This is a genomic window from Providencia sp. PROV033, from assembly GCF_028484855.1.
Classification (GTDB): domain Bacteria; phylum Pseudomonadota; class Gammaproteobacteria; order Enterobacterales; family Enterobacteriaceae; genus Providencia; species Providencia alcalifaciens.
Genome location: NZ_JAMPSW010000093.1, coordinates 1 through 14713, shown reverse-complemented (window position 1 = coordinate 14713; position 14713 = coordinate 1). Strand labels below are relative to the sequence as shown.

Here is a 14713-nt window from a genome sequence, read left to right as displayed (position 1 = left end):
ATAATCAAAGCATATTTAAATTAATTGTTCATGAATATATGAGAGTGACTATGGATGAATATAAAAATCCATTATCAAAAGAAACTCGAGAAAAATATAATTATGAATTGTCTTTAGCATATGCAAATTTCTTGAAAAATTGGTTTGAATTAAACGGAAATAATAATACTAGAACGGAAGGTATTAAATTCCATGAAGCTGTTGTTATTCATGAAAATGGGCATAAAGCATCAGGAATACCCTATGATGCTTGGTTTTTTGCTGATATCTATGATGTTTTAAATGAGGTTGATAGAAATAAACTTTGGAATGAAGTTTTAGATTTAATGTCTGGAAACCAAGGAAAGCAAGAAGCAAAAGTGTTTATTAACCTATGGTTGAAAATGAAATCAGAAGCAAAAAGTGAAAATGCGAAAAATCGTGAAAAAAGCCAACGATGGTTAAATAGAATGAGAAAAATCCCCTTAGTTATTGAAATAGAAAAAACTCTAAAAAAGGTAGATGAAGGTTTTTATTATAAAAAATAGATATCCAATATAAATTGGGGTTTGAATATGAATATGAATATGAAAGTGAAATTCATTTTTTCTATATTTATCTTGTTAATTTCAACTCTATCAATGGCAGATAATCGTCCCGGTTTTGTGTGTGGGCGGTTTAATGGGAATATTGTTGAGGTACCTAGAAATTATGTTTATTTTATCGCTGAATATGAGGGGTATAGTTATTTTGATCGTAGAGCAGTAAAAAATAAAGAAGGGTGTGATGCTAATTTTACAATATTACCTTTACGGGTGACATGGCCGGAAATGCATCCTGTCGATAGAATGAAGCCAGATCTAAATGAAGAGGAGATACGCATATCGGTGATACCAATGACGAATAGTACAGCGTCAATGAACATGTTTAAAGATAATTCAATTAATGAGGGTTTTTTTAGTAAAAGAAGTGATGTTTATTATGATGATGAACTTGATTTATATTTCGTTGAGCAGGAAGAAAATATTTTAATAAAGAATGAAGTTGAATCTTATATAATGAAAAGGAGGATTTATTGGTCTGAAAATAAAAATGAAGTAATGAGTATTATTCGTTGTGATTGGGTTCAAATAAAAAACGAATATTACTTTTGTGATATTAATGCACGCATTCCGGAAATTGATGCTTCTATTCAAGTAAATATAAAGTGGAATCAAATGCATCAGTGGAGGAAAATTTTATTGAAGTCAAAAGGATTTGTAATAATTCATCTTAAATAGAAAAGGATTTTAAATGTCAAATAATACAAGATACAGTGCTAGTAGGGTGTTTACAAAAAATGATCTCATTACGATTAAAAAACTATTAAGAGAAGATAAAAGTCCGAAAAAAATGTATCAGTATCTAGCGAATAAAGGTGATAGATATGCTTTATTTGCAGGAGTAGATGGAAGTGAGTCGGTTTTTTGGGGTATGGATTCCCTGTATTTTCCTAGTGAAGACTCATCATGGAATGATGAAGACGCCAGAAACAAGGATTTTAAAGAAATAGATTTTAAACTAGCGAATGAATATTTAAATTTACTTGAAAGTAAACTTATTAAATCTGATGGTGAAATTATTGAAATATTGGATGTAAATTATGAGGAACTAATTTTAATTAATATTAAATCTTGCTCTGAAAGTCGATTTAATATTGAGGATTGGTATTTATATGCAGTGTTTGAATCGCTTTCACCAAATGAAAGAAAGGGATTCTGGACTCATAGACTAAACTCTAGTACTGAGTTCAAAGAACAAGTTAATCATCATTATAAAACATTTGAGATGATGATTAAAAAATATATGGTAAGTGATGATACTAACAAAGAGATGCTAAAGTCATGGCTGACTAGGAAGTTCTATATTTCAATGTATAGAACATTAAGTGATTCACAATTCGATGAACTTGATAAGATAAGAAATTCTGAATCAGAATTATCCATACTAATGAAAGATGTCATGGGCAGTATAAAAACAAATGAAAGGGTATTAGGTGATGTCGTTCCTTGGGTATTTAATGAAGTTGATGCTGATGAAATTCTGACTGAGGATGCTCTCTTATCAATGGGGAGTAGGATAAATGAAAATATATTATTTTGGGAAACGAAAGAAGAAAAATTAAAATTTTTAATAAATGAAGTTCATACAAATAGACATAATCGTAGAAAGAAACGATCTGTATTGTTTGATAATAATGAAAAAATTAAATTTTAATTAAACTTACAAGAAGCTAAAGACGTTATTGAAGAAATGAAAATAACAGAGAATCCGCAGGTTTTATATAACTATCTTGAAGCCAATGGTGAGCGATATGGAGAAATCCCTAATGGCCTTATTAGAGGTGACTCTTATTCAGGGAAAATGGCAACAAATTACTTAATTGAAAAAGCAAAGCAGCATAATATTATTTTAGATCATAATGATTTAAAAAGAATACAACTTAGTGTGGCATTAGAAACAGGGAAAAAATTACTTAATAAGTTTAGGGATGAAAAAACGACAGTTTTGCGTAAAAAATTTACTATTCGTGATATTGAAGATATACATGATAAAGCACTCATGAGTGAAAAACTACCTAAAGAGGCATGGACATTATCAATCCCATTAAAAATTATCCCCCTAAAGGAATATGATGAAATATACTCTGAAATGTTATTAAATTCAGGGAGTAATCAAAGTGAGGTTGAGTATGGTCTTTACTTAATGGATAAAATGATAATAAGCATTAAAAATAATCCTTCTAAAGAAAAGTTTAATATGTTTGTAGAATGGGCTAATACTATATCGACAGTAGATAATATGATAGAAACGGGATCTGTCTTTGGTGAATACCTTTCGGAAAGAGGAACTACACTCAAGGAATATATAGCGGTTAAATATAATGAATTGAAAGCAGTTATACCTCAAAGTGATTTAGATATTTATGGGGTATCTAATCCAGCATTAACAACTAAAATTCAGCCTATAAATAGGGAAGATATATCCCCTCCATCAACTAACTACCCCCATAATATGGTCGATAAATCGATAATGGAAAATATCTATCCAAAAGTTGAACCTGATAGAGAATTAGCACCGATGACAACAAACCTGCTTGATATAATAAAACCTGATAATGCGCAAGCGCCAATAAATCATTATCTAGAACGACCAAGTGTTGTCTTACCTGGGACTGATGGATTTAAAGATTTTCCTGAAGATAGAATTCAACATAGTCATCACTTTGAAAATATGATTGGGCACCTTAGTGACCATATGTCTTCCATAAACCACTCAACAAGCTCTTTTGATAGAGATTTTAGAATCCCACAAGCACCGAGCATACCTGAATTTAACTACAGTGGTGGCTATAGTAGCTCGTCATCCAGATTTTCATTTTAATTATTATTAACACTCAATAACGTTTCAATAAAAAACGGCGGTTATTGAAGTTGATAAACTCACAATAACCGCCGTTGTAATCTTAAAATTTTGAATCTGGCTTAAATAAAATAACGTTTAAATGGACTCATCCAAATAAATGCGTTCCACTTTTTGGCAACCCAACGCGTGCAAGGTATTTTCCGTAGTGCACCACTGCTGCACCGTTGCATCTTGTTTTTCCACCAACACCGCTTGCTCAATAGCATGAATATCTTTACCCGCTAAATTCACCATAATTAGCGCTGCTTGTAATGGCGGTAAGCTCGGGTTAAACGCAGCATTTTCGGCGTAACGACCTGTAAATAGAGAGCCATCTTTTAACTGCACAGCAATACCGGAATGAGATTCACTGTACGGTGCATGGGATTGATTAGCGGCTTCAGTCGCTGCGGAGAGTAATCTATCGCGACTTTGGTTTTTATACCCATGATCCACATTATCGAGTAGCAATGTAGTGATATTCAGGTCTGATGGACCAAAAGAATCTGGCAAATAATCATGAAGCGTCGCAGCTTGGCGTTTTGGTAAATGCACCATAATCTTACCGCCTTCACGCAGTTCATTCATAAATTGTCGGCAGTGACCGCAAGGCGTGTAGTTCACGGTAATGGAGGTTAATTGCTTTTCGCCTTTTAACCATGCATGAGTAATGGCACATTGTTCGGCATGAATCGTTTGCCCAATAGAAACATGGTTAAATTCCATATTTGCGCCGAAATAGAGATTACCACTGCTCCCGCAAGCGATTGCGCCTACATTAAAGCGAGAAATAGGTGTGACAGCGTAAGCCGCAGCGAAAGGTAATAATGAAAAAGCGAGTTCACTGTCCGTGCATCCACTCTCAGCTTTAATTTGCTTTACTTGCTCAGCGGTTAACATGGCTGAGAAATCGGGTTTGTCCATAATCGGTTTTAGGACAGACTGTAACTTTTCTGGAAGTTCGGCCCAAGCGGCCTTAAATCTTGAATGCATGAGTAACCCTCCCTATTTAATTGTTTTCATTCTATTCAATTCATAGGGGGATTGAATGTGACCGTGATCACTCTGTAATTGTAATGGATGAAACAAATTCATTAAATGAGAGATGTATCTCAAGTTTTTGCATTAAAATTTGCATAAGAGAGGTAAGTAACCTCTCTTATTGATTCAGTTTAGCTAAATAAGTGAAGAATAACAGGGAAGATAAACGGTGCGAGCAGAGAGGTAATCACCCCGCAGGTCATTAACGCTAATGAACTGTATGCCCCTTCAATGTAGTTAATTTCCGCACAACGCGCAGTTCCCAAGGCGTGAGAAGCGGTGCCCATCGCTAAGCCTCGTGATGCGTGGGTGCGAATACGCAAAACATCAAATAGGCTATGGCCAAACATTGCACCTAAAATACCCACAAAAAGTACGCAAGCGGCGCTGATTGCTGGAATTCCTCCAACTGAATCGGCAACTGCCATGGCTATCGGTGTTGTGACCGATTTAGGTAATACAGATCCTGCGATATCGGGTGTTGCGCCAAGCCACAGTGCAATCGCGGCTCCACTAAACATAGCAACGATACTTCCCGCAAAGCAGATACTAAACAGGGATTTCCATTGTGCACGGATTTGATGCATTTGTTCGTAGAGTGGAAAAGCAAGAGCAACAACAGCGGGTTGTAATAAATCATTCAACAATCGGCTTCCCGCAAAATAATGCTCATAAGAGGTATTGGTCAAAACCAGCAGCGGAATAATAATGGCGATTGTTAGCAATAATGGATTCAGAATGGGCAATTTGCACTTGATAGACAGCGCTCTTGCCAAGTAGAAAACAACGATAGTTAATGGTAGTGACCACCAAATATGTTCTAACATCACTCTTTCCCCTTTGTTTTATCGCTATTCATTGTTGAAGAAATCGGCTCTTCAGGGGGAAGTGGGACTTCATCAGGTTTAACACCTACGATAGGGCGTTCTTTATGGACATAGTTGGAGCTAACCGCGACAACGATCATGACAATCAAGGTGCTGGCAACGCAGGAAACCACAATGGGGATCATTTGTTGGCTGAGTAAATCATAATAATTCATAATTCCCACTCCAATGGGAACGAATAAAATAGTCATGTTTTTCAGCAAGATGCTACAGCCGGGTTGAGCCCAATGAGCGGGTACAATTTGCAAAGCCAGTAGTACAAACAGCAGCAACATTCCGACAATACTGCCGGGAATGGAAAAAGGAAGCAGCGTGGAAATCACATTTCCGATAATCAGGCAGAGGTAAAGTATTGCGAAGGCTCGCAAATATTGCCATCCGGTGTTCAATACTTGTTTTAATGACATGGGACTTGTCCTATTACTCGACAGGCATTCATCATACAATTAACTTTAAAATTGTGCCAGAGATCACAAATAAAAACCCATAAAAAAACGGAGCTCACTGAAGTGGCTCCGTTTTATATTGATATGGTCTAAGTTTGTCGTTCAATTTCTCGAACGACAATCCATGACTTATTTAACTTGCATACCTGGTTGCGCACCATTATCTGGGCTCAGTAAGTAAATATCTTTACCACCAGGACCTGCCGCCATCACCATACCTTCGGAGATACCAAAGCGCATTTTACGTGGTGCAAGGTTAGCCACCATCACCGTTAAACGACCTTCCAAGACTTTTGGATCAGGATAAGCACTGCGGATACCAGAGAACACTTGGCGAGTCTCTCCACCGATATCTAACTGTAATTTTAGCAATTTATCTGAACCTTCAACGAATTCTGCTTGCTTGATTAACGCAATACGTAAATCAATTTTAGCGAAATCATCGAATGTGATGGTCTCTTGAATAGGATCATCCGCCAGAGGACCGGTCAGCTGTTTAGCTGGCTGAGCACTTTGCTTGGACGCTTCTACCATCGCTTCTGCTTTTGCTAATTCAATACGGTTAAATAACGCTTTAAATGGCGCTACATCGTGGTTCAGTAGTGGTGTGTTGATGGCATCCCACGTTAATTCAACTTTCAGGAACTCTTCCACACGCTTGGTTAAGCTTGGCAGAATTGGTTTCAAGTAAGTCATTAATACGCGGAACAGGTTAATTCCCATTGAGCAAATATCTTGCAGCTCTTGGTCTTTGCCTTCTTGCTTCGCGACGACCCAAGGTGCTTTTTCATCCACATAGCGGTTAGCAATATCAGCTAATGCCATGATTTCACGGACTGCTTTACCGTATTCGCGGTTGGTGAAATCGTCACCGATGACTTTTGCAGCATCGACAAATTGTTGATATAGCTCGGGTTCTGCAAGGTTTGCAGATAATTTGCCAGCAAAACGTTTAGCAATAAAGCCCGCGTTACGCGAGGCTAAGTTCACCACTTTGTTAACGATATCGCTGTTCACACGCTGTACGAAATCTTCCAAATTCAAGTCGATATCGTCGATGCGTGAAGAGAGTTTTGCTGCATAGTAATAACGTAGGCAGTCAGCATCGAAATGGTCTAAGTAAGAGCGAGCGGTAATAAATGTACCGCGAGACTTAGACATTTTTGCACCATTAACGGTGACATAACCGTGAACAAACAAGTTAGTTGGTTTACGGAAGTTACTGCCTTCTAACATTGCTGGCCAGAACAGGCTATGGAAATAAACGATATCTTTTCCGATGAAATGGTAAAGATCGGTTTTTGAATCTTTATTCCAAAACTCATCAAAGTTTAAATCGCTGCGTTTGTCACACAGGTTTTTAAACGAGCCCATGTAGCCGATTGGCGCATCCAGCCAAACGTAGAAATATTTACCCGGTGCATCGGGAATTTCGAAACCAAAATACGGGGAGTCACGGGTGATATCCCACTGTTGTAAACCAGATTCAAACCACTCTTGCATTTTATTCGCGACTTGTTCTTGCAGTGCGCCAGAGCGAGTCCATGCTTGCAGCATGTCGCTAAATGCAGGGAGGTCAAAGAAAAAGTGTTCAGTTTCACGGATAACTGGGGTTGCACCTGAAACCACTGAGCGTGGGTTAATCAGATCTGTTGGGCTATAGGTTGCGCTACAGACTTCGCAGTTATCACCGTATTGATCTTCCGCTTTACATTTCGGGCAAGTACCTTTTACGAAACGGTCAGGCAGGAACATGCCTTTTTCTGGGTCGTAAAGTTGTGAAATGGTCTTATTCTTAATGAAACCATTGTTCTTTAACTTGCCATAAATCAGTTCTGATAACTCTTTGTTCTCTTCGCTATGGGTTGAGTGGTAGTTATCGTAGCTAATCTGGAAACCAGCAAAATCGTCCTGATGCTCTTGGTTCATTGCAGCGATCATTTCTTCAGGCGTAATACATAGTTGCTGAGCTTTTAGCATGATCGGTGTTCCGTGCGCGTCATCAGCACAGATGAAATGAACCTCTTTGCCGCGCATTCGCTGATAACGGACCCAAATATCAGCCTGAATGTGCTCCAGAATATGACCGAGATGGATTGAACCGTTAGCATATGGTAACGCACAGGTTACCAGTAATTTATTCGCGACTTGAGACATAGTAACTTTCTTACTTCCATTATTAATAAAGGGTCTTTGATGTTAACCGATCAATAAAAATGTCGCTAGGGCAATAAAATATTAATCGGCAATTATTGGGAAAAAATGCTAGGTGGAAACAAATTTTTACTGTTTGTGGTTTTTCATTCGCTAGGCGGTCACTATTTTTTTCGTTCTCTGCTATCATGCAACGTAGTCAAAAATGTGTAGTTACAAAAAAGAAAATAAAGGAGCCGGGATGAACGATAAATCCCCCGAGCAGAACAAACCAGAACTGCTGACTGAACAAGTCTCCACTGTTTTGGCTTCATTTACACACCCAACTCTCAAGCGCAATCTGATTTCAATCAAAGCATTGCATCGTTGTGCGCTGTTGGACAATGTGTTGCATGTCGAACTCGTTATGCCATTCGTCTGGAAAGGCCCGTTCCAAACGCTGATCAGCGAAAAAACAGCTGAGTTAAAGCAATTGACAGGTGCCCATGCCGTTGAATGGAAATTACGCCACGATATTACCACTCTCAAACGTGCTAATGACTTACCAGGCATTAACGGGGTGCGTAATATTCTTGCGGTCAGTTCAGGCAAAGGTGGTGTGGGTAAATCCAGTACCTCTGTGAACTTAGCGTTAGCGTTGGCACAAGAAGGGGCTAAAGTGGGTATCCTTGATGCGGATATCTACGGACCTTCAATTCCTAACATGTTAGGAACGACTCTGGAGCGCCCAACGTCTCCAGATGGACAACACATGGCGCCAATTATGGCGTATGGCTTAGCGACTAACTCTATTGGTTACTTAGTGACGGATGACAACGCGATGGTATGGCGTGGTCCAATGGCGAGTAAAGCCTTAATGCAGATGCTGCAAGATACCTTATGGCCGGATCTGGATTATCTGGTCATCGATATGCCACCGGGAACCGGTGATATCCAACTCACTCTGTCACAAAATATTCCAGTGACAGGTGCAGTGGTTGTGACCACGCCGCAAGATATTGCCTTAGTAGATGCGATGAAAGGGATTGTCATGTTCAAAAAAGTGAACGTGCCAGTGCTGGGTGTTGTTGAAAATATGAGCGCACATATTTGTAGTAACTGTGGTCATGTAGAGCCTATTTTCGGTACCGGTGGTGCAGAAAAATTGGCTGAGAAATACAACACTAAACTGCTAGGTCAGGTTCCGCTGCATATTTCATTACGTGAAGACTTAGACCGTGGTCAGCCAACCGTAATGCGCGACCCTGAAGGCGAGTTCGCTGATATCTATCGCGAAATTGCGTCTAACATCTCTGCATTGATGTATTGGGAAGGGGATAAGATCCCGACGGAAATCTCTTTCCGCGCTGTGTAATTAAGCTGTCTTGATAAAGGGCTATTTAGTAATAATGACTAAGTAGCCTTTTTTATTGCCATAAAATCTGATTCCTTGATTGTTCTGATTTCTTCTCAAACAGTTCCTTTATTATTACGGGCTGAGTAGAATGACCGATAAATAAAGTTCCAAGCCTGAAAATTAGCGAGATTGAACATTCAGTCTTTATTCTGATGGCAAATGCCTAAAAGGTGATTATGAAATTTTTAATTTTTATTGTCGTACTGGTGCTGATCGTTATTTATTTTTATAACCGTATCGTTGCACTACGTGAAGCGGTGGTTTCTAGTGAAACAGAGATTTCTGTGCAATTAGATCGCCGCGGTAAGGTGTTTGATAGCTTATTGGCAACAGTCAAAAAATATTTAAGCCATGAAACGGAAGTCTTTACCAAAATCACTGAACTCAGAAGCCAAGCTCAGAATGCGACAGGGGATAAAGCTCGAGAAGCAGAGGATGCATTATCTAAAATGGTGAGCAGTGGTGCTATTAACGTAGCGGTTGAAGCGTATCCAGAGCTGAAATCTGATGCAATTATGGCAAACTTGCAAGAAGAGATCGTCTCTTCTGAAAATAAACTTTCTTTCGCAAAACGTGGTTATAACCGCTCTTTAGAAACATATAATGCTTATATTGCCTCTATGCCTGCTGCATTAATTGTTGGCATTATTCCTAGCCTAAAAATCAACAAAGAGTATTGGCGTTTAGACGAAGCTGATATCAAAACGGAAGAATCTCGTCGTATTAACTTCGATTAAATGGATGTTGCCATTGGCAGGGTTTAATTATGGATTTTAGAAACGTTATACGTAAAAACAATATCCGTACTCGGTTAGTTGTGATGAGTTACATTGTTTTGATGCTAGTCATTGGTTTGCTGGCAGATACGGCAACACACCCAGATGAGCGAATGGACTTCACAGCTAATCTGATCGCATTTGCGACATTACAACAACTGCCTGTGGCAACGTTTATTATTCTTGGGCTGACATTTCTAGGTTTACTTTATATTCATTTCTTTGGGCATAAATTGATGCTTGCAGGAATGAATGCAAAGGAAATCACCCAAGAAGGAGCTTCAACCCCGGAAGAAAGACAGCTATTCAATATTTTAGAAGAGCTCAGCTTAAGTGCGACATTACGCTATGTGCCGCGTCTGTATATTTTAGATACAGATGAACCCAATGCATTTGCCGCAGGGTGGAACCAGCGTAATGCGTTAGTTGGGGTGACTCGAGGATTATTGCAAACGCTAAATCGTCAAGAAGTTCAGGCCGTAATGGCCCATGAAGTAGGGCATATTATCCATGGCGATTCTAAATTAACATTGTATGTGGGAATTTTAGCGAATGTTATTTTGACGGTAACGAACGTTTTTGCTCAATTATTTATTCGTTCAGCAGGGCGTAGTCGCAATAATTCAGCAAACAAGGCACAGACAATCTTATTGTTGCTAAATATCCTATTACCGATTATTACGAAAGTGCTCTATTTTTATTTATCGCGTACTCGAGAATATATGGCAGATGCTGCCGCCGTGGATTTAACGTCAGATAACCAAGCGATGATCAGCGCATTGAAGAAAATTTCGGGGGATCATCAAAAGCATGATTATGATGATGAAAGTACTGGACAAGCGTATCGTCAGGCGGCATATATCTTTAATAAAGGTGACTCTGTTTTTTCTACCCATCCTTCCATTGAGAATCGAATTGCAGCCTTAGAAGGGCGTAAGCAGTTTTAAATCGAAGATAATAAATAATCGGTGCGTTTTTTATCAGTCTTTGACGAGATAGGCTGGTACAGCGCACCATTACACCCTATAATTCCCGCCAACCATAACACTTCGATGTTATGCATTTCATTTCTAAAATTTTTAACCAGGTTACCATTTTATGACTGACACATCGCATCACTGTACCATTGTAGGTATATCTGGCGCTTCTGCATCTGGCAAAAGCCTTATTGCAAGCACCTTATATCGGGAATTAAGAGAAAAGGTTGGTGATCATAATATCGGTGTTATTCCAGAAGACTGTTACTATAAAGATCAAACAGATATTCCTATGGAAGAACGACTCAAGGTGAATTACGACCATCCAAACTCCATGGATCATAGTTTACTTTATGAACACCTCAAATCACTGAAAAGTGGTCAAGCCGTCGAAATTCCTCAGTATGACTATGTCGCTCATACTCGCAAGCAGCAAACCGTCAGTTTTAAACCGAAAAAGGTTATTATTATTGAAGGTATCCTATTATTAACAGATAAGCGTTTACGCGAAGAGATGGATTTCTCTATTTTTGTGGATACTCCGTTGGATATCTGTTTAATGCGTCGTATTAAACGTGATGTTAATGAAAGAGGAAGAACATTAGATTCCGTCATTGAACAGTACAATAAAACAGTGCGTCCAATGTTCTTACAATTTATTGAACCATCGAAGCAATATGCCGATATTATCGTACCTCGTGGTGGTAAAAATCGTGTGGCAATTGATATTTTGAAAGCGAAAATTGGTGAATTCTGTCAGGACTAATCGCCTCGAATATCACCAGCGATAAGCTGCCATGAATATATAAAATAATGAAGGGGGAAAGTGATCATGCGTCTTTGTGACCGCGATATAATTCAGTGGATGGATGAAGGTCGACTTGTTATTAGCCCACGTCCGCCCGTTGAAAGGATCAACGGAGCGACTGCGGATGTTCGTCTTGGGAACCAATTTCGTGTTTTTCGCGGACATACAGCGGCATTTATTGACCTTAGTGGACCAAAAGATGAAGTGAACGCGGCGCTAGACCGTGTAATGAGCGATGAAATTGTTCTTAAAGAGGACGAACCTTTCTTCCTTCATCCTGGCGAGTTGGCGTTAGCTGTTACGCTAGAATCGGTTACGCTACCCGACAATTTAGTGGGGTGGTTGGATGGTCGCTCTTCTTTGGCGAGACTTGGGCTAATGGTCCACGTCACGGCTCACCGGATTGATCCCGGTTGGCGTGGACAAATTGTGTTAGAGTTTTATAATTCAGGTAAATTACCTTTGGCATTACGCCCTGGCATGGTAATTGGTGCTCTGAGCTTTGAGCCATTATCAGGCAGTGCCGATCGCCCTTATAATAGCCGACAAGATGCAAAATATAAAAACCAGCAAGGTGCCGTTGGCAGCCGTATCAGTGAAGACTAGCTGATACGATAACAGGTGAGCTCGCCTCTTCTATGGAGTTTGAAGAGGTAAGCGGTCGCTAGCGTCAAGGAATGACAGGCGAAGGGCGTAACAAATAAAGTAAAAGAGAGGGATGAATGAAACGGTTTTTAACGACGCTGATTATTTTACTTGTGGTGGTAGTCGCTGGGCTAACAGCCTTAGTGATGTTAGTGAATCCGAATGACTTTAGAAGCTACCTCGTTCAACAAGTTGAGAAGAAAAGTGGTTACCAACTTGATTTCAAAGGTGATATGCGTTGGCATGTATGGCCAACATTAAGCATTATTACCGGTCCTATCTCGGTGACTGCACCTAACGCCAGTCAGCCTGTTTTAAGTGCAGATAATATGCGCTTAGATGTTGATTTATGGCCATTAATCTCCCATCGCTTATCTGTTGAGCAAATTGTCATTGATGGTGCGGTGATCCGAAAAACACCAGAAAGTGAGCCTGTTGCCACAGTCAATACCCCAGTTGCTCCAGGTGGCAGCCAAGTACCAGCAGACACATCCGATAAGAGCAAATGGTTATTAGATATCAGTAAGATTGATATCACCAACAGCTTAGTTATTTGGCAAACTCCGAAAGACGAATACAATTTACGCAATATTAATTTGTCACTGAAGAAAAGTGACGATAAACAAGTTGCGCTGAAATTCAGCGGTAATTTAAATAAAAACCAGCAAGAATTTAATTTTGATATTAAATCAGATATCGATTTATCTAAATTATCTCAGCAAGTGAGTGGGAAAATTACTCAGTTTGATTACCAACTCAGTGGTGTTGATTTACCTGAAAATGGGATTAGTGGCAAAATAATCTCAGATTTTCTGTATACAAAATCTAATTCAGGTGCAATTAGCCTTGATAACATCTTCATTCAAGCGAATGAAAGTGAATTAACAGGAACAATAAGCGCAAATTTAACTGATATTCCAGATGTGAATGTTAATTTATCCTCGCCTTCTTTGAATCTCGATAGATTAATTGGGCAAGCTCCTGCGGCAGGTAAATCTAATACAGCCAGTGCCGCATCTGAAAATACCGTTAGTAATAATGAGCGTGTAGGAGTCAAACCGGTGATTTCTGGTTCCAACATGCAGAAGTATGATTTAACGGGGCTGAACGGGTTTACTGCTCAATTTAATGTCTCAATGGATACACTGATTTACCGCGGTATGTCGATGACCGGGGTAAAAATTAAGGGTGATAACCAAACACCACGTTTAACCATTTCTCAGTTAGAGGGCAATGCGTTCGGTGGGCAATTCTCACTGCCCGTAACCATTAACTACAGCGCTATTCCTGCGCAGGTTTCGGCAAAACCTGTATTTAGTAATATTAATCTTACTCCGGTATTAAAGGCATTTAGTATGCCTGAAAAACTGAGCGGGATTATCTCATTAAATGCCGCATTATCCGGTATTGGCTACGATGATTATGCGGTTAAAAATCAGTGGCAAGGACCGGTTAATTTTGAGCTACGCAACGCTAAATTGGCGGATTTAAACATTCCACAGTTGATCCAACAATCGGTGTCCCGTTTTACTAATAAAATCAATATGCCAACAGATACCAATAGTTTCACAGAAGTGGATTTATTCACGGTGTCGGGATATCTCAATAAAGGGAATATGAATATTTCCTCTCTTAAAGCAACGTCTTCACTGTTGAATATTACAGGGCAGGGGCGCGTGAATATACCAAAAGAAACCATCGATGTTAATTTAGGCGTAAACATTCTCGGCGGATGGGCTGGTGACTCTCGTTTAGTTCAGCAGTTGCGTAGTATGAATATTCCACTGCGTATTTACGGTGGTTGGAATAACTTACAGTATCAATTGGATGTGGAAAAATTACTGCGTAATGAGCTACGAACTCAAGCTAAAGAAGCAATTGGTAACTTTTTGAAAAAAGAAGAAAATAAAGGATTGAATGATTTATTGAATGCGTTGTAGAGACGGTAATTTACAGCATTTATTTATAAACCGCTTTTAACCATACTAACTAAAAGCGGTTTAGTCATTAATCTCAGTAATTACTTAGATTCATTTTCAGTAAAATCATGTTCTCTTTGTTTTCTAGCCACGATTTCTTTAAAAAATCCTTTTGACCGGATATTTTTGCCTTTCTTTTGTTCTGCTACCAGTTCTTGAGAGTTAGAGCTAGATTTTTATT

General features: G+C 39.1%; 14 protein-coding genes. 10 read left to right on the top strand and 4 right to left on the bottom strand.

The annotated features are described in order from the left end of the window. The 4 genes from PSF16_RS14005 to PSF16_RS13990 all read left to right on the top strand — a co-directional run. On the top strand, positions 1-527 hold a 527-nt coding region (locus PSF16_RS14005), incomplete at its 5' end, for a hypothetical protein (protein WP_272689458.1). Between the two features lie 27 nt (positions 528-554). Then, complete coding sequence (locus PSF16_RS14000; protein WP_272689457.1) at positions 555-1259, top strand: hypothetical protein; 705 nt, start codon at positions 555-557, stop codon at positions 1257-1259. Between the two features lie 13 nt (positions 1260-1272). Further along, complete coding sequence (locus PSF16_RS13995; protein ID WP_272689456.1) at positions 1273-2235, top strand: hypothetical protein; 963 nt, start codon at positions 1273-1275, stop codon at positions 2233-2235. A 36-nt stretch (positions 2236-2271) separates the two neighbouring features. Continuing rightward, a complete protein-coding gene (locus PSF16_RS13990; protein ID WP_272689455.1) occupies positions 2272-3402 on the top strand; it encodes a hypothetical protein in 1131 nt (376 codons plus the stop codon). A gap of 117 nt (positions 3403-3519) precedes the next feature. Here PSF16_RS13990 and cdd read toward each other — a convergent pair whose 3' ends face one another. From cdd to metG, 4 genes are all read right to left on the bottom strand, one after another. After that, positions 3520-4416, bottom strand: coding sequence for a cytidine deaminase (gene cdd, locus PSF16_RS13985; RefSeq protein WP_272689454.1), 897 nt, complete (start codon positions 4414-4416; stop codon positions 3520-3522). Positions 4417-4595: 179 nt separating this feature from the next. Further along, positions 4596-5291, bottom strand: coding sequence for a CidB/LrgB family autolysis modulator (locus PSF16_RS13980; protein ID WP_006660141.1), 696 nt, complete (start codon positions 5289-5291; stop codon positions 4596-4598). After that, positions 5291-5758, bottom strand: coding sequence for a CidA/LrgA family protein (locus PSF16_RS13975; RefSeq protein WP_006660140.1), 468 nt, complete (start codon positions 5756-5758; stop codon positions 5291-5293). Before PSF16_RS13975 ends, PSF16_RS13980 begins: the two co-directional genes overlap by 1 nt. A gap of 168 nt (positions 5759-5926) precedes the next feature. Further along, positions 5927-7954, bottom strand: coding sequence for a methionine--tRNA ligase (metG, locus tag PSF16_RS13970; protein WP_036961996.1), 2028 nt, complete (start codon positions 7952-7954; stop codon positions 5927-5929). A gap of 238 nt (positions 7955-8192) precedes the next feature. Here metG and apbC point away from each other — a divergent pair, with 238 nt between their 5' ends. The 6 genes from apbC (at position 8193) to asmA (ending at position 14493) form a co-directional block, all read left to right on the top strand. Further along, complete coding sequence (apbC, locus tag PSF16_RS13965) at positions 8193-9305, top strand: iron-sulfur cluster carrier protein ApbC (protein ID WP_006662269.1); 1113 nt, start codon at positions 8193-8195, stop codon at positions 9303-9305. A gap of 218 nt (positions 9306-9523) precedes the next feature. Beyond that, the gene (locus PSF16_RS13960; RefSeq protein WP_006660137.1) at positions 9524-10084 is read left to right on the top strand and encodes a LemA family protein; all 561 of its coding nucleotides are present in this window, start codon (positions 9524-9526) and stop codon (positions 10082-10084) included. Positions 10085-10113: 29 nt separating this feature from the next. Beyond that, a complete protein-coding gene (gene htpX, locus PSF16_RS13955; RefSeq protein ID WP_112860070.1) occupies positions 10114-11070 on the top strand; it encodes a zinc metalloprotease HtpX in 957 nt (318 codons plus the stop codon). 151 nt (positions 11071-11221) lie between these two features. Then, positions 11222-11866 (top strand): uridine kinase, encoded by a 645-nt coding sequence (udk, locus tag PSF16_RS13950; protein ID WP_006660135.1) that lies wholly within the window; start codon positions 11222-11224, stop codon positions 11864-11866. A gap of 66 nt (positions 11867-11932) precedes the next feature. After that, positions 11933-12514 (top strand): dCTP deaminase, encoded by a 582-nt coding sequence (gene dcd, locus PSF16_RS13945; RefSeq protein ID WP_006660134.1) that lies wholly within the window; start codon positions 11933-11935, stop codon positions 12512-12514. A 116-nt stretch (positions 12515-12630) separates the two neighbouring features. Then, positions 12631-14493: an outer membrane assembly protein AsmA gene (asmA, locus tag PSF16_RS13940; RefSeq protein WP_036965412.1), complete on the top strand. Its 1863-nt coding sequence runs from the start codon at positions 12631-12633 to the stop codon at positions 14491-14493. Positions 14494-14713: the final 220 nt, after the last annotated feature.

Bases quoted from the DNA above. Each gene is read 5' to 3' on its own strand.
- PSF16_RS14000 (WP_272689457.1), top strand. From the start codon at position 555: ATGAATATGAATATGAAAGTGAAATTCATTTTTTCTATATTTATCTTG.
- PSF16_RS13995 (WP_272689456.1), top strand. From the start codon at position 1,273: ATGTCAAATAATACAAGATACAGTGCTAGTAGGGTGTTTACAAAAAAT.
- PSF16_RS13990 (WP_272689455.1), top strand. From the start codon at position 2,272: ATGAAAATAACAGAGAATCCGCAGGTTTTATATAACTATCTTGAAGCC.
- cdd (WP_272689454.1), bottom strand. From the start codon at position 4,416: ATGCATTCAAGATTTAAGGCCGCTTGGGCCGAACTTCCAGAAAAGTTA.
- PSF16_RS13980 (WP_006660141.1), bottom strand. From the start codon at position 5,291: ATGTTAGAACATATTTGGTGGTCACTACCATTAACTATCGTTGTTTTC.
- PSF16_RS13975 (WP_006660140.1), bottom strand. From the start codon at position 5,758: ATGTCATTAAAACAAGTATTGAACACCGGATGGCAATATTTGCGAGCC.
- metG (WP_036961996.1), bottom strand. From the start codon at position 7,954: ATGTCTCAAGTCGCGAATAAATTACTGGTAACCTGTGCGTTACCATAT.
- apbC (WP_006662269.1), top strand. From the start codon at position 8,193: ATGAACGATAAATCCCCCGAGCAGAACAAACCAGAACTGCTGACTGAA.
- PSF16_RS13960 (WP_006660137.1), top strand. From the start codon at position 9,524: ATGAAATTTTTAATTTTTATTGTCGTACTGGTGCTGATCGTTATTTAT.
- htpX (WP_112860070.1), top strand. From the start codon at position 10,114: ATGGATTTTAGAAACGTTATACGTAAAAACAATATCCGTACTCGGTTA.
- udk (WP_006660135.1), top strand. From the start codon at position 11,222: ATGACTGACACATCGCATCACTGTACCATTGTAGGTATATCTGGCGCT.
- dcd (WP_006660134.1), top strand. From the start codon at position 11,933: ATGCGTCTTTGTGACCGCGATATAATTCAGTGGATGGATGAAGGTCGA.
- asmA (WP_036965412.1), top strand. From the start codon at position 12,631: ATGAAACGGTTTTTAACGACGCTGATTATTTTACTTGTGGTGGTAGTC.